Origin of the sequence: Neptunomonas japonica JAMM 1380, from assembly GCF_016592555.1 — a bacterium.
GTDB classification, from domain to species: domain Bacteria; phylum Pseudomonadota; class Gammaproteobacteria; order Pseudomonadales; family Balneatricaceae; genus Neptunomonas; species Neptunomonas japonica_A.
Genome location: NZ_AP014546.1, coordinates 575,457 through 592,575 on the forward strand (window position 1 = coordinate 575,457; position 17,119 = coordinate 592,575).

Consider the following 17,119-nt stretch of genomic DNA (forward strand, 5'->3'; position numbering starts at 1 on the left):
ATGGTTCCGGCTTGTTGAGGTGCTGTATGTCAGTATAGTTTATTCGCTACTTAAAAGTAGAGCGTTAGGGAAGCGAGGTGAGTTGAAGGCGTGTGCCGGATAGTGTAATCGTAATATCCGATAACATTAACCAAGGAGAGCCTGTAGCCATACCTTTTATAACCTTGTCTAGCTGTTGGCTAGTTTTTAAAAGGTTTTCTAATGTGGTTAAGCTCAGCCGCTTAGCGCAACGGTGTAGAGCCTGTTTTCTTTTACCCCAAATACGCTCTTTTTGGCAAATAGTGTCATAAGCTAAACCGCGTTCCAAGCCTTGGCTAATCGCATATAACGTTCTGATTTCTCTCGTTAATGCCCACAAAACAATAGGAGGCTCAACTCCTTCTTGGCGCAATACGTTTAGAATTTTGATACATCGCTCACTTTGCCCTAAAGCTATGGTATCCATAAGACCATAAACATCGTAGCGTGAGTTGTCAGATACGGCATCGACTATTTGTTCAGCTGTTAAGACCCCTTCGGGGTGGAGCAGATGAAGCTTGTCGAGTTCTTGTTTTGCAGCTAATAGGTTACCTTCGACACGATCACAAAGTAACTGTACCGCGCTATCATCAAGCTGCATTTTTTTACTGTTAGCACGGTGCCTTATCCATCCGGGGAGTTGATTTATTTCAACGGGCCAGATTTCTACACAGACGCCTTTTTGCTCAATTGCTTTATGCCATGCGGATTTTTTTGCACCAGCATCCAGTTTGTCAGCAATAATTAGCAGGATGTTTTCAGGAGGAGCATGAGCGATATACTCCTGAATAATATCGCTGGCAGCTTTATTAACTTTATGGCTGCCGAGCCGGATTTCGATGAGTTTCTGCTCAGCAAAAAGGGAGAGGGCATTAGCGCATTCCAGTAAGTATTCCCATTTGAACTGCCCCTCAACATGTAATACTTCACGCTCGCTAAAGCCTTTTTGGCGAAATGCGCTGCGTAATTGATCGCAGCACTCAGCACTGATCAGCGGCTCGTCTCCTGATATCAGGTAGACAGGAGCATGTGGTTGTTGCAAATGCCCTGTAAGCTGTTCGACAGAAAGTTTCATATAGCTACCTCGTTGCGTTAGCGTGTTTGTGCAACGAATTGACGTACTACACGTTCAGAAAGCGATTGCCACATTTCAAATCGAATTTCTTTTTCGAGTGTATAGCTGGCAGTAGCGGCATCTGCATCATAGTCATAAATGCGTTCAATGCGAGCAACTAGGGGGCCAGAGATAGATTTGCCTTCAGTGTTTAGTACTTCAAATTTCACTAGCATCAGAAGCTCATATTCATCAACATTCGCTTTACGGTCTAATGTGATTGAGCGGCGATTCTCTTTAACTTTCTTGATGTCTAGTTGGTAAGGTGCAGTACCCAGCAGGGCGATACCCTGCTGGTCGAGTGTGCGCTTAAGTGCTTGTTCAAACGCTGTCGGAGTGCCGCTTTTTAACATTAATGTCACTAATCTGGATGACTCCGGAATATCTGCAGAGCCGCGTAACTTAAAGCCGCAACCTGATATTAGAAGAGTAGCCAGCATAAGGCACATAAACTTGCATAAAAAACGGTAACTGGTCATCTGTTTGGAAACTCCTTTTTAACCTACAACTATGTTGACCAGTTTTCCGGGAACAACAATCTTTTTACGAATGGCTTTATCCACCATGAACTTCTGAACATTCTCAAGTGCCAGTGCTGTGTGCAAAATAGTGTCTTGGTCCGCATCTGCAGAGACTTCCATTTTTGCGCGCACTTTGCCGTTCACCTGTACTACCATCTGAATAGATGAGCGTATCAAGGCTGTCTCATCAAAAGTAGGCCAAGGCGAATTGAGTAGGTCTGTTGTATGGCCTAGTTCGCTCCACAACTTATGTGTGATGTGCGGCACGATAGGTGACAACAACTGTATAGCTGTTTGTAGTGCTTCACGCATAACTGCACGGCCTTGATCGCTAGCATCAACAAATTTAGTGATACTGTTTAATAGCTCCATTACTGCGGCAATGGCGGTATTAAATGTTTGGCGACGTTCAATGTCATCAGATACTTTCTTGATGGTTTCGTGCACTTTACGGCGCAATTCTTTTTGCGGTTCAGTAAGTGCGGTTGTATCCAGTTCTACAACGCTTTGCCCATCTAGTAAGTGATCATGTACATGTTTCCATAAGCGACGTAGGAAGCGATTTGCCCCTTCAACACCTGTATCTGACCATTCTAAAGATTGCTCAGGAGGGGCGGCAAACATCATAAATAAACGTACGGTATCGGCACCGTATTTATCGATCATGACTTGTGGGTCAATACCATTATTTTTTGACTTAGACATTTTAGTGACACCCGCTTGCATAACGGCTTTTCCGTCATCCTTATGGGTGGCGCTAATAATGCGGCCCTTTTCGTCTGTTTCAGTGACAACATCAGTTGGAGCTATCCAAACCTTGCCGCCTTTTTCATCTTCGCGGTAGTAAGTGTTAGCTAATACCATGCCCTGACAAAGCAAGCGTGTGAATGGCTCATCAGAATTGATTAGTCCTTCATCACGCATCAGCTTATGGAAAAAGCGAGAATACAATAGATGTAAAATAGCGTGCTCAATACCACCAATATATTGGTCTACAGGCAGCCAGTAATTGGCTTTCTCTGGGTCAAGCATGGCGTTATCAGTCGAGCGACTTGCATAGCGAGCGTAGTACCAGCTTGATTCCATAAAGGTATCGAATGTATCTGTTTCACGCTCGGCAGCACCACCACACGAAGGGCAGGTTGTGTTAATGAAACTGTCCATCTTTTTGATAGGCGAGCCGCTGCCATCAAACTCAACATTTTCCGGTAATACCACGGGTAACTGGTCTTCTGGTACTGGTAACGCACCACAGTTTGCGCAGTTAATAACTGGAATTGGCGTACCCCAATAACGCTGACGAGAAACGCCCCAGTCGCGTAGTCGGTAGTTGATAGTTATCTGCCCTTTGCGTTGACGCTCAAGCTCAGACGAAATAGCTTTAAAGGCTAGGTCATATTCAAGGTCATTAAAGTCACCGGAGTTGACCAAGATACCTTTGTCGGTAAAGGCTTCTTTTTCGATATCGACTTGTACATCGCTATTTGTTGAGTCGATAACCTGTTTTATCTGTAATCCATATTTCTTAGCAAATTCCCAGTCTCGTTGGTCGTGAGCAGGCACTGCCATAACGGCACCAGAGCCATAATCCATCAAGACAAAGTTTGCTGTCCATACCGGCACTTGCTCGCCGGTAAGCGGGTGTGTTGCTTTAATACCAAGCGCCATACCGCGTTTTTCCATGGTGGCCATGTCAGCTTCAGCCATTTTGATGTTTTTGCATTCATCAATGAACTGGGCAAGCTCTGGGTTGGACTCGGCAGCTTTAAGTGCTAAAGGATGCTGAGCGGCAACTGCAACGTAAGTCACCCCCATCAGTGTATCTGGACGAGTAGTAAAAACTTCTAAGTCTGAACCATCTTCCACGTGGAATTTGAGCTCAACACCTTGAGAGCGTCCAATCCAGTTTCGTTGTTGCGTAATAACCTGTTCAGGCCAATCTGTTAGTTTGTCTAAGTCGTCAACAAGTTGGTCTGCGTAGTCAGTGATTTTAAGGAACCACTGAGGGATTTTTTTTCGCTCAACAAGTGCGCCAGAGCGCCATCCACGGCCGTCGATGACTTGTTCGTTAGCGAGTACTGTCATGTCAACTGGGTCCCAGTTCACTTCAGCTTCTTTTTTGTAAACAAGACCTTTTTCCATCAGGCGAGTGAAGAACCACTGCTCCCAACGGTAGTATTCGGGATGACAAGTAGCGAGCTCGCGATTCCAATCGTATCCAAAGCCCATTAGCTTTAGCTGGTCGCGCATGTAGCTTACGTTTTCGTATGTCCACTTAGCAGGAGGTACATTATTGTTCATAGCGGCGTTTTCAGCCGGTAGACCAAATGCATCCCATCCCATAGGTTGTAGTACGTTTTTTCCCTGCATTCGCTGGTAACGGGAGATTACATCACCGATAGTGTAATTACGAACGTGGCCCATATGAAGGCGACCGCTGGGGTAAGGGAACATAGAAAGGCAGTAAAACTTCTCTTTGCTAGTATCTTCTGTGCATAGGAAACTATTGTTATCTTCCCAGTACTGTTGAGTCTGGGTTTCAATCTCTTGCGGTTCGTATTGATCGTTCATAATGGTATCGTGTCGGAATCTCAAGCAATAAACCGGCTTATATTGATGCCGGTTAAAGAGTCTACTGGAAAGTTTATAGTATGCTGCATAGCATACAATATAAGCCCTGCTATCAACAGCAGTATAGGTCGTAAAATTATGTCAGGCCGGAGTTGAAAATGGATAATAAATCAAAAAAAATGCCAGAAAATAAACAGGACGTGTCAAGTTTATATAATCGTGTTTTGGATCGTTTAGCCGACACGTTAGAAAGCGCCGAACATCGTTCGTGGGATTACCTACAAGAAAAAATAGAAGAAGCGGTAGAATTGGAGCTAACTGCTGAAGAGATGACACGAGATGAGATGGACCTGCTCAGTGCTTATGTAAAGCGAGACCTCAAACAGTTGGGTTATTATGCGCATGAAACAGGTGAGGGAATTGCTGCCTGGTTACATTTTGACTTGAATATTCTTGAAAGCACGCTAGTGAAAAAGCTAGTTGCTCTTGCTGACCAGACTAGGGTTGAGCAGGAAAGGTTAAGAGAGCAGCTAGCCAATGAGAATGATGAGTATATGGCAGGGGAGATTGCTGCTGTAGGTACGTTTCAATGCCAGAAATGTAAGAAGCAGCTGCAACTTAGGCAAACTAGCCTGATTCAGCCGTGTGAGACGTGCGGTTCAGAGCACTTTAAACGCATATCTAGTCCGTGGAATCAGTAAGCTAGCTGCTGGATACTAACGGGCGAATAACTATCTATTTGCAGAAGAGTTCTACATTTTCTTTCGCATCTTGAATGGCGTTGCGTGCAGCAGCGCCTTTTAACTTTTGCTTTTTGCCGGTAGCCAAGTTAATACCTTTAACACCATTGTTTTTGTATTTTGTGTAACGTTGCTTGTATTTTTCACACATATCTTTATCGCGCGCTTCTTGCTTGAGCATGGCTTTTTGCTCAGCCTGTATATGTTTTTCTTTTCGTATTTCGTTTTGTTTATCTTGTTCTACGCGACGTATATCTCGTTTTTTCTGATTGAGTAAGCGCTCTTGCCTATTAGCATTGGCACGATCTACTGGTAGCTTTTGTAGCTTTACTTCTTCAATATGAGGAGCCAGCACGCGTGGCGTGCTGGAGTAGTGAAGCTTGCCGTTTTCATCTTTCCATTTATATATTTCCGCGTTTGCTATTGGGCTTGTAAGTAGCAAGGCGATGATAAAAGGTAGAATGTTGTGCGGCATCGGTCGTCTCAATTTTGGATTAGAAATATATGTCTAATCTATAAGATCGTATTGATTACGCAAAATATCAATAATATCTGCTTTAGGGGTGTCAGAAAGTATCAATTTTTTGCCAGTTACTTTCTCTGCAATACCTATATAGGTTGCAGAAATGTCCATCATCACCGCCTCAGGTAATGAATTATCGCGTGCTAGTGCTTCTCGCTCAGGCATGCGCTCTTTGTTAAGTAGAATGTCTGGATCAGGAAAGTGGTTTAATAACCATTGGCGGAAGCCTTCTTTGGAGTTTTCAACAATGTGACCATTGTTATAAGACGCTTCATCCCAAATACGTGAAGAGTCGGGTGTGCCGACTTCATCCATATAAATTAGCTTCTCGTTGCCAGCGGCATCAGTGACATAGCCAAATTCAAATTTAGTATCGACAAATATTTGTCCCAAGGCTGCTAAGGCATCACTAATAACGCCAAAACCTTCTTTCAATAGTTTCTCGTATTGCTTTATGTCATCTTGGCTACGCAGGTTAAAAGCAGCAAAGTTATCTTCTAAATTTTGGCGGGTGATGTTTACATCATCTGCTTCTGGTACGCCTGGAATCCCTTTGAGAATACCTTTCGTTGAGGGCGTGATCAGAATTTCGGGAAGTTTTTGGTCTTTTTTCAAACCGTCGGGTAACTGAATGCCACAGAACTCACGTTCGCCTTTAGAGTAAGAGCGCCACATAGAGCCGGTAATGTATTGACGACAAATAGCTTCAATCATTACCGGCTTGGCTTTTTGTACGATCCACACAAATGGATGTGGGATATCTAAAATATGGCTATCGGCTAAACCGTTATCATGGAATAGCTTAAACCAGTGGTTAGATATGGCGTTAAGTGCAGCGCCTTTTCCAGGTACCCCATGCATACCGCCTTCGCCATGCCAGATGCAGTCAAAAGCAGAAATACGGTCACTGATAACCATAATGGCTAGCGGAGCATCGGCGGCAACATCGTAGCCTTTTTCTTCGATAAGGCGTCGGCTATCAGCTTCGGTTAGCCAGTAAACCGAGCGTACTTTACCGCTGTGGACGGGGCTATCGGTACGAATCGGCAGATCGTTATTAACTGCTAGCACTTTATCGGCAAGACTCATGAGTTACGCTGTCCTGTTTAGGATGGATTGTATAGATTTCATAGAATAGGTTTAGGCGGGGATTTTATCAGATTAGAAAATATGAGACACGATTTTTACGTAAGAAGAGGGAGGTGCTTAGTAGATATAAAAATGCCCTAGTGCAAGCTAGGGCATTTGGAAGTTACTGTTAGGTGATGATTAAACAGCTTTACGTTTGATGTTTGAGAAGCGCAGGCCAACTAAACCTAAGCCGAATAAAAGCAAAGTAGCTGGTTCTGGTACATCGTTGCTGTTAGATGCAAATAGAAAGTTATCAAATTTAGTAGATGTATTTGCACCGCCGTTGCTAGGGTCGTCCTGGAAAACAAAAGAGCTTAAAGCCGTATCTGTTACTAGGCCAAAGAAACCAGATGTTCCTGAAGTGCCTACGTTGAACGACTGTCCATCAACAGTAAGTACAGTGTAATCAGAGGTAGGGTCTTCATTAGAAAAGTCAAAACCAAATGCTAAAAGACCATTATCAAAGGTAATAGTCATAGTATCTGGGATATTGCAGCAATCAGTATAGAAGTCTAAATGGTTGCTAGAGAAGGTGCTTGATGAGCCGCCACTAAGAACAGAAAGTCTAATACCAGAGCCAGTAGCTACGACTGAAAAATCCCCGAAATCTTGGTTTGAGAACCCGCTAATTGAATTGGCATCAAAATTATAAGACGACGTTGAGCCTGCAGCCGACAAAAAAGATGCCTGATTAGTAAATGTTGTAATTAGTGCTGCTTGAGCTTTTAGAGTGAATAAGCTGATAAAAGCAATTGCTAGGTATTTCATTCTGTCGCCTTACGTTGATAAATTGATTTTCAAATGTAAAGCAAATCCAGTGCCAGTTTTATAAGTTATTGATATTTATGATTTTATTAAATAACAAAACGTCTCTAAAAAGAGACTGTAAGAAAATCTGACGTTTTTGTCTCTTTTTTGAGTCGCTACTTCTTTTGCTTTTGCTTTTGCTTTTGCTTTTGCTTTTGTTTCGCTTTGCCCGTTACTTTTGCTGTCGTCACTTTATTACGAATAATTTTAGTTTGGCTGGCTTTGTTGGTGCGTGGCTTATGCGCTTTTTGTGAGAGCTGCTTTCGAATGTTGTCTCGGCTGCCTACTTCATAGCCTTTTTGATAGATTCGTTGAATACGAGAACCTATTAAACGCTCAATGTCGTCTAGTGCACGCTCCTCTTCTCGACTAACAAAAGAAATGGCATGGCCCTTAGCGCCTGCGCGACCAGTACGACCAATGCGATGTACGTAATCTTCAGCTAGGTAGGGAAGGTTGTAGTTTACAACATACTCAAGACCTTTAATGTCCAAACCGCGCGCGGCAACTTCGGTTGCGATCATGACTTGAACTTTGCCGGCTTTAAAATCGGCTAAAGCTCGTTTGCGTGACCCTTGTGTTTTATCGCCATGGCAAACAACGTAAGAGATTTTGTCCATTTTAAAATCGACTACTAACTCATCGGCTTGGGCTTTTGTGCTGGTAAAGACCAATACTTGAAACCAGTTATGCTTTTTGATCAACTCAACAAATAAGTCTGCTTTGCGGCGCTCTTCAACTGGGTAGACTACATGCTCGATTGTATCGGCTGTTGCATTTTGCTTCGCCGCACGGATTGTCTCGTGACGTGACATTAGTTTTTTAGCCAACTCGTTTACCGTAGACGTGGCCGTGGCAGAGAACATTAGTGTTTGATGCTGTTTCGATGTCTGCTGGATCAGCTTGTACACATCGCTGATAAAACCCATGTCCAGCATGCGGTCGGCTTCATCTAGAACGACAAACTCAACTTGCGTCAGGCTGATATTGCATTGCACTACATGCTCAAGTAGACGGCCGGGTGTTGCTACCAAAATATCAACCCCAGCTTTTAGCTTACCCTTTTGCGATACAGTACTTACACCCCCATAGATCCCTTTGACAGTAAATGGCAGAAACTGTGCATAACCTTTAATAGTGCTCGTCAGCTGCTCAGCAAGCTCGCGCGTGGGGGCTAAGATCAAGGTTCGCACATGGCCAGGCTGTGTTGTTGCTGGACGATCAATCATCTGCTGTAAAATAGGTACCGTAAACGCGGCTGTTTTGCCGGTACCCGTTTGCGCATTTGCCAGTACATCTTTACCGCGACGAGCAGGAATGATCGCTTGCTCTTGGATAGGCGTCATTTGGCTGTAACCACAAGCATCCAGAGCGCGTTGTAACTCAGGTGCTAGATCTAAAGAGGAGAATTTCATTGTCTATCCTTTGTGGACACAGCCACAGCCAAAATACAGGGCGGCTATTATAAAGGAAATCTGTCTTGTGAGTGTCGTTTTTTATAGAGGCTTTGTCGTTATGAAGAGATCTTAACTTTTTATAAAAAACGGCGTGTCATTGTGAAGCGTGATCAATGTTTTTGTATAAAATTGGGTGGCTATTTTATTTTTTGATATACAGTATTTTTTAAGGCGAACAGTATCAGTTACCTAGATGAGAAAGGGCAATATGAAGAATCAAAACTATCTCGATAAAGTGTATTGCGGGACAGTAGCTCAGCGCTACGGGCTTGAAACTGCTATTGATAAATCAGTCATTAAAATAAACCTTTATCTCTCTAGTGAAGGGCTGGAGGGTGATCAGTGCGCTGATCACAAACACCATGGTGGTGCTGAGCGAGCTTTGCATCAGTATCCGTTGGAGCACTACGTGTTCTGGGAAAATAAATACGGTACCAATAACCAGTGGCAGGCTCCAGGCATGGGTGAAAACCTCAGTTGTGCAGGGATGACAGAAGATACCGTCTGCTTGGGAGATCGTTATCAATGGGGAGAGGCTATTATTGAAGTTAGCCAGCCTCGCTCACCCTGTTTTAAGCTGAATCAGCGTTGGAATATTGAGCGCTTTTCTGTTGATATGCAGGAACTAAGTCTTTGTGGTTGGTTATATCGAGTTATTCAGCCAGGTGTCGTGAGTGTAAAGCAGCCGTTAGTGCTGGTGGATCGAGAGTCAAACGCGATGACAATACGTGAAGTATGTGAGGTTTTCTTTGGTGACCCATTGAACAGGGATGGATTGCTAAAATTGAAACTGCAACGCAAACTATCAGCGAGTTGGATGGATAAGGTAATACAACGCCTTGAAAACCATGAAGTAGAGAACTGGAGTTTTAGGTTATTGGGGCGAGCAGACAGCAAAGCGACAGGGCAACAAAATGTTTTCTAAGTTTAATAAAGATAAAACAGGTTTTTCTTATGAATAATTCACATTACTTTTACCGTACTGCTATTTATACTCAAAAAAATAATGAAATTGGCTTGGTCGACATTAACCAGCTAGATAATGTTACGCCGTTAGATGAATGGCTTGGCCTTGTGGTTTCGTTAGCGGATGGAGCACATTCAATTCAGGAGTTGCTAGATTACGTAAGCAGTCGTTACTCTTCAGTACCTGCTAACCTTGAAGAGACCATCCATTCGGTAATAGAGAGGCTTGAAGAGGGGAACCTTATTAAGTTGAGTGATAAGCCTGTCGCTCTTCCTTATTATCTTGCTGAGCCTATTGAGGCGCTTGATCTGGATAAGGCCCGAAAGTTAATAGCAGAAGACGGATACACGCTTCACTAACAGGCTATCTTTTCATAGTTAAGACTAGCTTTCTGGTTTGAGAGTTAATCATGGATGCTTGGTTGGCTTTGCTATCTAAAATAAGGATGTTATATGCAAAAGTTACTTAACCTATTGAGGGTAAGTGCTTCAGGGAAGCTTGTATTACTTTTATGGGTAGTCACCATGGCTACCTTTTCAGTTATGTGGTTTTTGTCACTCCCCGCCGTCGAGCACTTTGTGCCAGGAAAAGTATTATTTGACCTATCCTTTACTGGGTATTCGTATGAGTACGCCGTTTCATTGCTGGATGAGCTAGGTGTACAGGGGCGAGATGTATACCTATACCTTCAATTGCCTGTCGATTTTATTTTTCCGGGGCTTTTGGCAATATCGAGTGCGTTGCTTCTCACGTGGGTTTTTAGCAAAGGTTATGCGCCTAACTCTAGAGTCTTCTACTTTGCAATTGTTCCGTTTTTAGGTGGGCTTTTTGATTACTTAGAAAATATAAGCATTCTGCAAATGATTTACGCCTACCCTAATATTCCTCAACAATTTGTTAATGCTTCCAGTGCTTTTACACAGTTGAAGACCTGGCTTACTGTTTTGGCTTTTTTGCTTCTGTTGGTCGGTGTTTTCAGGGCGATTAGGAATTACTCAGCAATAACCCGCAATTAGACAATTCTAGCTTATAAGGTTAGCGCTACTTGTTGCTCTGGCGTGATAAGTAACGGTGCTTACCTATTGACATTTTTTTTAATTGCACTAGCATACTAGTACATGAATACAAATAAGCAATATACTCTTGAATTAATGGAACATCTGCTGGTATTAAAAACGCCAGATGAGATGGAGCAGGCATTACGTGCGCTGCTAACCCCGGCTGAATTTAGTGAGGTCACTAAACGTTTACAGATCTTTAAGATGCTGGGACAGGGTATACCGCAACGCCAAATTGCTGAGACGCTGGGTGTAGGTATTGCGACTGTGACGCGTGGGTCGCGTGCGCTTAAAGTCGATTAAGAATGAATGCTAGTGAATAAGGTTAAATGAATATGACATCGCGCAAACCTGATCGTATTGATCTGTCAAGAAAACCGCATTATGTAACGATCGCTTCTGACTGCGATTTTTTTGATCTATTTAAAAAAATAGAAAAGCAGTTTGAGACTTGCTTTATGTTGGAATCGTTAGGTGAAGATAGCTTTATTTCTCGCCATTCGATTATTGGTTTTGATCCGGAAAAAATCATCTGGGCAGAAGAGAAAACCCTTTTCATTCAGGAGCGTGATGGCCAGTGCGCGCAGTACCAAAGCGATAATCCGTATTATTTGTTACGTGAACTTGTGCCACAAAATGTTTTATCCCGAAAGTATGCGGGTGGTCTGACCGGTTACATCGGTTATGACAGTATGAACTACTTTGAGCCAACGCTTAACCTACAGCGCAGTGATATGTTCGAGGCGTTTAAGTTCGGGCTTTATAAAGATGGTTTGATACTCGATAAGATGACCGGTGAGGTGATCTATTTCTACTATACCGATAGTCGTTTAGATTTGGTTGAGTCATTGATTGCACAAGAGTACGTCGGTAATGGCGAGCTGGAAATCACTCCGATGGGTGAGACAATGACGCAAGCTGAGCACGCCTCAGCGGTTATGAAAGTTAAGCAAGATATTATTGACGGTAAAATTTTCCAGACAGAAGTTGGCTTTAAAAAACGCTTCAAGCTGGAAGGTGACACTATTAATATTTATGAGCAACTGCGTGAAGTGAACCCATCACCGCAAATGTACTACGTTAAGTTTGGTGAGCAAAAGTTAATTGGAGCTAGCCCTGAGCTGCTGTTCCGTTTACGCCAAGGGGAGATGGAAACCTTCCCGCTGGCGGGTACCGCCAAGCGTGGTGCAACTGAAGATGAAGATCGCGCATTAGCACGTGTCTTATTAAACGATCCAAAAGAAATTGCAGAGCACAATATGATTGTGGATCTGCATCGAAATGATATTGGCCGTGTCGCGCAATTCGGCACCGTTAAAGTGCGTAGCTTGATGGATATTAAACGCTTTAGTCATGTGCAGCATATTTCTAGTGAGATTGTTGGCATTATCGCTGAAGAACACGATATGTTCTCTGCGCTGGCCAGTAATTTTCCTGCAGGTACGTTAACCGGTGCGCCAAAAATTGAAGCGATGAAAGTGATCGATGATCTTGAATTAGATGGTCGCGGTCCCTACGGTGGTGCTGTTGGGCATTTTTCCTTTAATGGAGACTGTGCTTTTGCCATTCCTATTCGCACCGTTTTTGCTAATGGTGAAGAGGCATATGTACAAACTTGTGGCGGAAATGTGTATGACTCCAACCCTGAAGATGAGTATGAAGAGATTCGTCGTAAGTTTGCAGGGACTAAAAAAGTCTTAGACCAGTTTATCAAGGAGGAGGCGTGAGCATGAAAGTTTACATTATCGATAATTATGACTCCTTTACGTATAACCTTTATCAGTTTATTGGTGAAATTTTAACCTCCGAAAAATCCAAGGGGCAAATTGAGAACTTTGAGATTGTGGTGAAGCGTAATGATCAAGTCACGTTAGCCGAGATTCAGGCGGCTAACCCGGATCGTATCATTATCTCGCCGGGACCGGGTTCGCCAGAGGATGAGCACTATTTTGGTGTGTGTGCTCAAGTAATCTCTCAGTTTGGTAAAACTATTCCTTTACTTGGTGTGTGTTTAGGGATGCAGGGAATTGTGCATCAGTTTGGTGGTAAGGTTGTGAAAGCGCATGTGCCGATGCACGGTAAAATTAGCCCTATTACGCATAATGGAGAGGGAATATTTCGCGGTATTCCTGACCAGCTCGAAGTGATGCGTTATCACTCTTTGATGGCGGAAGCTGAGAGTTTTCCTGAGTGTTTAGAATTGACCTCTATTGTCGGGGAGCTTACGGCAGATGAGTTTGGTGATTATACAAAAATTCATCAAGGAGGAGAGTTCGAAGTGATGGCAGTACGTCACCGTGAATACCCTATCACGGGTATCCAGTTCCATCCTGAGTCTTTTGCTACTGAAGGTGGTAAAGAGCTAATCAGGAACTTCCTTTTTGCCGACGAGTAAAGCACACCACTATCAGTAATAAGCTGAGCAGTAACACAGGAGTGACACCGTACTTTTGATAGGGTGTTACTCCGCTTCTTTTCTCAACGCTTCCTGTTAATACTGCTGGCTGATAAGCCGGTGCTTGTGCTGCTATTTCACCATAAGGGTCGACAATCGCAGTTAGCCCATTGTTGGTACTTCTGACTAACCATCGGCCATTTTCTAATGCGCGCATACGTGCAATTTGCATGTGTTGAGCTGGTGCTAAGGAGTGGCTGAACCATGTGTCGTTGGAGACAGTAAGAATCCAATCACTGTCTGTCGATAGCTTTCTGACAAGCTCTGGGTAGGCTATTTCATAACAGATTGCGGCGGCAATTTTGCTTGAGCTAAGGTTAAGTGTTGTTTGTTGTTGTGCGGGCAAGCTAAAGCTCGACATAGGTAAATTGAAAAACTCGATTACGCCGCGTAAATAATTTTCTACTGGTACGTACTCCCCAAAAGGAACCAGTCGCTGCTTATGATATATATCTGTTTTGCCCGTCAATAATGCCAGACTATTATGAGCGCGGTAGCCGTTAGGGTGTTCAGTGTCTCTCTCTATAGAAGGTATGCCGCTGATAAGTGCGCGATTGTCTTGCTCTAGTTGAGTTAGCAGATCGGACAGGTAGGGTTTTGCTGATGATAGCAGGGCCGGGATTGCTGTCTCGGGCCAAATGATCAGCGGTGCCTGGGTTTGTTTAAGTGTCATCTGGCTATAGATGTTGAGGAACTCGGGTAGGTAATTCTTATTCCATTTCAGCTGCTGAGGAATATTTGCTTGAACTATGTCTATCTCTTGGATATGCCCGCTTGCTTGCGTCCACTCCTTGGGTAGAAAAAAGCCTAAACAAGGCAGTGTGATAATAACGGCGAGAGCGATGCGTTGAGAAGCGTGGCGTGTTGTTAGCAACGATACTGTGGCAATTGATATGCACAGCACCGCAAACGACAGAAGCCAAACGCCGCCTATGGGGGCCCAAAATTTAAGCGGTGAATCTATCAGTGCGTACCCTAAATACAGCCATGGGAAACCGGTAAGAAACCAGCTGCGAATCCATTCAAAAATAACCCATAAGCCAATAAAACCAGCGCCGGATAGTGTGGATTTTGATAGCCATTTTGCATAACACCAGCCTTGTAGAGCAAAAGTTAGCGCTAGCCCCATTGCAAATGACAGCGTCATTAGGGACGCAAGCCAGATTGGAGCATTACCGTACGTATGAATGCTGACATATACCCAAGAGATACCTGTACCGAAAAAGCCGGTGCCAAAGCACCAGCTAACCCATGCTGATTGTTTCGGAGTAAGGTTTTGAAGCAGCAAGAATAAGATTCCGGGGATGATGAGAATCAATCCCCAAAAATCAAAAGGTGAAAACGCTAACGGTGTTAGAGCGCCGCAGATAAGAGCGATAAAGGCGCGATATTTTGTTAAAGACTTTAGCATGCTTAATAACACTTTATTATTTGCGTATTACCTGTAACAGCCGGATGCGACGGTTGTCTGAAGACAATACCTTGAAAGTGAAGTTTTGTATCGAGACCTCTTCATCTTTACGTGGGAGGTGGCCAAAGCGATGTGTAACAATGCCACCAATGGTATCGAACTCATCATCAGGAAAGCTGGTGTTGAAGTACTCGTTGAAGTCTTCAATTTCAGTCAAAGCCTTAACAATATAAGCGTTGTCGTCAAATAAACGGATATTGCCTTCATCCTCGTCGACATCGTGCTCATCTTCGATTTCACCGACGATCTGTTCTAGAACATCTTCGATGGTGACAAGACCGGCTATGCCGCCATATTCATCAATTACAATCGCCATATGATTGCGATTAGCGCGAAACTCTTTCAATAGAATATTGAGTCGCTTGCTTTCTGGAATGAAGGTGGCTTTGCGTAGTTTGTTGTAAATATCGAACTCTTCTTGGCCATCATCAATAATTAATGGCAAGAGATCTTTTGCTAATAATACGCCGATGACTTCATCAGGGGACTCGCCGATAACAGGGAAGCGGGAGTGAGCGCTGGAAATGATAAGGGGAAGGAATTCTTTAGGTGTTAGTTCTGCGTCTACCACAACCATTTGGGAGCGTGGGATCATAACATCTCGAACTTGCATCTCGGCAACTTGAATTGCGCCTTCAATGATGCTGAGGGCCTCTTGGTCCAGTACACTTTCTTCTGCTGCATCACGTAAAATGGTTAATACTTCATCACGTGTTTTGGGTTCATCAGAAAATGCCTGGGCAAAACGCCCGAACCAACTTCGTGGTTGTCCTGATCGATCTTCACTCATAACTAATTTCTCACACTCCTTGCTGATAAGGGTCAGGTATATTGATGGATGCTAGTAATGCTACTTCCAGTGTTTCCATCTGTTCGGCATCACTGTCATTTATATGGTCGAAACCAATAAGATGCAAGGTTCCATGTATTACCATGTGTGCCCAATGGTTGTGTATCGGTTTGTTTTGCTCTTGGGCTTCTTTTGTAACGATATCGGCACAAATGGCAAGGTCACCTAGTAAATCCATAGGGATGCCTTCAGGTCCATCGAAAGGAAAAGAGAGCACGTTGGTGGGTGCATCTTTACCGCGATAGTCGTTGTTAAGCTGTTGGCTTTCTGTAGGTTCCACTAAACGGATGCAGATCTCGCCGCGTGATTTTCTGCCGGTAAGCGCTAAAGTGACCCAGAGTTGAAAGTCTTCATCAGAAGGTAGTATTAGCTCAGTGTTGTCGACGTCTCTTTGGATATCCACGTCGTAGTTCATGATGTGCTGCCTTTGCTCTGTTCTTGTTCTTGGTCAAAGCGTTCATAAGCTTCAACAATGTGCTGAACTAATGGGTGACGCACTACATCTTTAGATGAGAAGTGAGTGAAACCAATGTCTTTAACGCCGCCCAATACATGGATTGCATGCTTGAGGCCTGAAGGAGTGCCTTTAGGCAGATCGACCTGAGTAATGTCGCCGGTAATAACCGCTGTAGTGCCAAAGCCGATGCGAGTAAGGAACATTTTCATCTGTTCGCGTGTGGTATTTTGGCTTTCATCCAAAATAACAAAGGCACCATTGAGTGTGCGGCCGCGCATGTAGGCGAGGGGGGCGACTTCAATAATGTTGCGCTCAAGAAGCTTATCGACTTTTTCAAAGCCAAGCATTTCATACAAGGCGTCATAAAGAGGGCGCAGGTAAGGGTCAACTTTTTGTGATAAGTCGCCGGGTAAAAAGCCGAGTTTCTCACCGGCTTCTACAGCAGGGCGCACAAGTAAAATACGCTCTATCTCTTCTTGTTCTAATGCTTGCACTGCACAGGCGACTGCTAAGTAAGTTTTTCCAGTACCCGCAGGGCCAATACCAAAATTGATATCGTGCTGCAAAATAGAACGTAGATAATTTTGCTGGTTGGGACCGCGTGGCCTGATGAGAGCTTTACGCGTGCGAATGCTGATATCGCCTTTTAGTTGCTTGTTACCATTGCTAGCGCGTTGCTCGACACCTGACTGCTGTAGTAGCAAGTGGATCAATTCAGGCGTGATATCGGTCCCATCGATTGAGTCTTGATACAGTTGCTTAATCATTTCTCCAGCGAGTTGTGCCTGCTGGCTTTTTCCCGATACTTGGAAATCATTGCTACGGTTATGAATCGTGACATCTAGACGCGATTCCAATAGCTTCAGATGTTCATTAAGTTTGCCGCATAGATTGGCAAGGGCATCTGCATGAAAAGGCGTTAGTAAAAATTTAACGTCTTTAGTTGTTTGTGTGGTCATACTGGCGTTTTTCAATCCGC

The 17,119-nt window shown here is 43.8% G+C and carries 18 protein-coding genes; 7 read left to right on the forward strand and 11 right to left on the reverse strand.

All coding sequences use genetic code 11. The annotated features are described in order from the left end of the window. Nucleotides 1–64: 64 nt before the first annotated feature. From holA to leuS, 3 genes are read right to left on the reverse strand one after another with little or no spacing between them, the layout of a single operon-like run. Nucleotides 65–1,093: a DNA polymerase III subunit delta gene (gene holA, locus NEJAP_RS02625; RefSeq protein WP_201349168.1), complete on the reverse strand. Its 1,029-nt coding sequence runs from the start codon at nt 1,091–1,093 to the stop codon at nt 65–67. Nucleotides 1,094–1,110: 17 nt separating this feature from the next. After that, on the reverse strand, nt 1,111–1,611 hold the full coding sequence (gene lptE / locus NEJAP_RS02630; protein ID WP_201349169.1) for an LPS assembly lipoprotein LptE: 501 nt from the start codon (nt 1,609–1,611) through the stop codon (nt 1,111–1,113). Nucleotides 1,612–1,629: 18 nt separating this feature from the next. After that, a complete protein-coding gene (gene leuS / locus NEJAP_RS02635; RefSeq protein WP_201349170.1) occupies nt 1,630–4,224 on the reverse strand; it encodes a leucine--tRNA ligase in 2,595 nt (864 codons plus the stop codon). 158 nt (nt 4,225–4,382) lie between these two features. Between leuS and NEJAP_RS02640 the strand changes: the two genes are divergently transcribed. Next, complete coding sequence (locus NEJAP_RS02640) at nt 4,383–4,925, forward strand: zinc ribbon-containing protein (RefSeq protein ID WP_236591036.1); 543 nt, start codon at nt 4,383–4,385, stop codon at nt 4,923–4,925. Between the two features lie 34 nt (nt 4,926–4,959). Here NEJAP_RS02640 and NEJAP_RS02645 read toward each other — a convergent pair whose 3' ends face one another. The 4 genes from NEJAP_RS02645 to NEJAP_RS02660 form a co-directional block, all read right to left on the reverse strand. Next, a complete protein-coding gene (locus tag NEJAP_RS02645; protein WP_201349171.1) occupies nt 4,960–5,439 on the reverse strand; it encodes a DUF4124 domain-containing protein in 480 nt (159 codons plus the stop codon). A 33-nt stretch (nt 5,440–5,472) separates the two neighbouring features. Further along, complete coding sequence (locus tag NEJAP_RS02650) at nt 5,473–6,576, reverse strand: phosphoribosylaminoimidazolesuccinocarboxamide synthase (RefSeq protein ID WP_201349172.1); 1,104 nt, start codon at nt 6,574–6,576, stop codon at nt 5,473–5,475. Between the two features lie 180 nt (nt 6,577–6,756). Continuing rightward, on the reverse strand, nt 6,757–7,386 hold the full coding sequence (locus NEJAP_RS02655) for a PEP-CTERM sorting domain-containing protein (protein WP_201349173.1): 630 nt from the start codon (nt 7,384–7,386) through the stop codon (nt 6,757–6,759). Between the two features lie 155 nt (nt 7,387–7,541). Beyond that, a complete protein-coding gene (locus NEJAP_RS02660) occupies nt 7,542–8,840 on the reverse strand; it encodes a DEAD/DEAH box helicase (RefSeq protein ID WP_201349174.1) in 1,299 nt (432 codons plus the stop codon). Between the two features lie 250 nt (nt 8,841–9,090). Between NEJAP_RS02660 and NEJAP_RS02665 the strand changes: the two genes are divergently transcribed. From NEJAP_RS02665 to NEJAP_RS02690, 6 genes are all read left to right on the forward strand, one after another. Next, entirely contained in the window at nt 9,091–9,807 is a 717-nt protein-coding gene (locus tag NEJAP_RS02665; RefSeq protein WP_236591037.1) for an MOSC domain-containing protein, read from the forward strand. A gap of 29 nt (nt 9,808–9,836) precedes the next feature. After that, the gene (locus tag NEJAP_RS02670; RefSeq protein ID WP_201349175.1) at nt 9,837–10,208 is read left to right on the forward strand and encodes a hypothetical protein; all 372 of its coding nucleotides are present in this window, start codon (nt 9,837–9,839) and stop codon (nt 10,206–10,208) included. 93 nt (nt 10,209–10,301) lie between these two features. Next, on the forward strand, nt 10,302–10,865 hold the full coding sequence (locus tag NEJAP_RS02675; protein ID WP_201349176.1) for a hypothetical protein: 564 nt from the start codon (nt 10,302–10,304) through the stop codon (nt 10,863–10,865). A gap of 102 nt (nt 10,866–10,967) precedes the next feature. Continuing rightward, nucleotides 10,968–11,210, forward strand: a complete 243-nt coding sequence (locus NEJAP_RS02680) for a Trp family transcriptional regulator (protein WP_201349177.1) — start codon at nt 10,968–10,970, stop codon at nt 11,208–11,210. A gap of 32 nt (nt 11,211–11,242) precedes the next feature. Then, entirely contained in the window at nt 11,243–12,634 is a 1,392-nt protein-coding gene (locus tag NEJAP_RS02685; RefSeq protein ID WP_419197841.1) for an anthranilate synthase component I family protein, read from the forward strand. Between the two features lie 2 nt (nt 12,635–12,636). After that, on the forward strand, nt 12,637–13,302 hold the full coding sequence (locus NEJAP_RS02690) for an anthranilate synthase component II (RefSeq protein WP_201349179.1): 666 nt from the start codon (nt 12,637–12,639) through the stop codon (nt 13,300–13,302). Here the strand turns inward: NEJAP_RS02690 and lnt are convergent. Genes lnt through NEJAP_RS02710 form a run of 4 tightly spaced genes read right to left on the reverse strand, consistent with a single transcriptional unit; the run spans nt 13,274 to nt 17,099 of the window. Continuing rightward, nucleotides 13,274–14,773: an apolipoprotein N-acyltransferase gene (gene lnt / locus NEJAP_RS02695; RefSeq protein WP_201349180.1), complete on the reverse strand. Its 1,500-nt coding sequence runs from the start codon at nt 14,771–14,773 to the stop codon at nt 13,274–13,276. The genes NEJAP_RS02690 and lnt overlap by 29 nt on opposite strands. Nucleotides 14,774–14,789: 16 nt before the next feature. Next, nucleotides 14,790–15,623 (reverse strand): HlyC/CorC family transporter, encoded by an 834-nt coding sequence (locus NEJAP_RS02700; protein WP_201349181.1) that lies wholly within the window; start codon nt 15,621–15,623, stop codon nt 14,790–14,792. Between the two features lie 10 nt (nt 15,624–15,633). Further along, the gene (gene ybeY / locus NEJAP_RS02705) at nt 15,634–16,098 is read right to left on the reverse strand and encodes an rRNA maturation RNase YbeY (protein WP_201349182.1); all 465 of its coding nucleotides are present in this window, start codon (nt 16,096–16,098) and stop codon (nt 15,634–15,636) included. Further along, nucleotides 16,095–17,099, reverse strand: coding sequence for a PhoH family protein (locus tag NEJAP_RS02710; protein ID WP_201349183.1), 1,005 nt, complete (start codon nt 17,097–17,099; stop codon nt 16,095–16,097). The genes ybeY and NEJAP_RS02710 overlap by 4 nt, the downstream gene beginning before the upstream one ends. Nucleotides 17,100–17,119 lie beyond the last annotated feature (20 nt).

Excerpts from the sequence above, each read along its gene's own strand:
- ybeY (WP_201349182.1), bottom strand. The coding sequence starts at position 16,098 with ATGAACTACGACGTGGATATCCAAAGAGACGTCGACAACACTGAGCTA.
- NEJAP_RS02685 (WP_419197841.1), top strand. The coding sequence starts at position 11,243 with ATGACATCGCGCAAACCTGATCGTATTGATCTGTCAAGAAAACCGCAT.
- NEJAP_RS02655 (WP_201349173.1), bottom strand. The coding sequence starts at position 7,386 with ATGAAATACCTAGCAATTGCTTTTATCAGCTTATTCACTCTAAAAGCT.
- NEJAP_RS02710 (WP_201349183.1), bottom strand. The coding sequence starts at position 17,099 with ATGACCACACAAACAACTAAAGACGTTAAATTTTTACTAACGCCTTTT.
- NEJAP_RS02670 (WP_201349175.1), top strand. The coding sequence starts at position 9,837 with ATGAATAATTCACATTACTTTTACCGTACTGCTATTTATACTCAAAAA.
- lptE (WP_201349169.1), bottom strand. The coding sequence starts at position 1,611 with ATGACCAGTTACCGTTTTTTATGCAAGTTTATGTGCCTTATGCTGGCT.
- NEJAP_RS02640 (WP_236591036.1), top strand. The coding sequence starts at position 4,383 with ATGGATAATAAATCAAAAAAAATGCCAGAAAATAAACAGGACGTGTCA.
- NEJAP_RS02690 (WP_201349179.1), top strand. The coding sequence starts at position 12,637 with ATGAAAGTTTACATTATCGATAATTATGACTCCTTTACGTATAACCTT.
- lnt (WP_201349180.1), bottom strand. The coding sequence starts at position 14,773 with ATGCTAAAGTCTTTAACAAAATATCGCGCCTTTATCGCTCTTATCTGC.
- NEJAP_RS02660 (WP_201349174.1), bottom strand. The coding sequence starts at position 8,840 with ATGAAATTCTCCTCTTTAGATCTAGCACCTGAGTTACAACGCGCTCTG.
- NEJAP_RS02650 (WP_201349172.1), bottom strand. The coding sequence starts at position 6,576 with ATGAGTCTTGCCGATAAAGTGCTAGCAGTTAATAACGATCTGCCGATT.
- NEJAP_RS02680 (WP_201349177.1), top strand. The coding sequence starts at position 10,968 with ATGAATACAAATAAGCAATATACTCTTGAATTAATGGAACATCTGCTG.
- NEJAP_RS02665 (WP_236591037.1), top strand. The coding sequence starts at position 9,091 with ATGAAGAATCAAAACTATCTCGATAAAGTGTATTGCGGGACAGTAGCT.
- NEJAP_RS02675 (WP_201349176.1), top strand. The coding sequence starts at position 10,302 with ATGCAAAAGTTACTTAACCTATTGAGGGTAAGTGCTTCAGGGAAGCTT.
- leuS (WP_201349170.1), bottom strand. The coding sequence starts at position 4,224 with ATGAACGATCAATACGAACCGCAAGAGATTGAAACCCAGACTCAACAG.
- holA (WP_201349168.1), bottom strand. The coding sequence starts at position 1,093 with ATGAAACTTTCTGTCGAACAGCTTACAGGGCATTTGCAACAACCACAT.
- NEJAP_RS02700 (WP_201349181.1), bottom strand. The coding sequence starts at position 15,623 with ATGAGTGAAGATCGATCAGGACAACCACGAAGTTGGTTCGGGCGTTTT.
- NEJAP_RS02645 (WP_201349171.1), bottom strand. The coding sequence starts at position 5,439 with ATGCCGCACAACATTCTACCTTTTATCATCGCCTTGCTACTTACAAGC.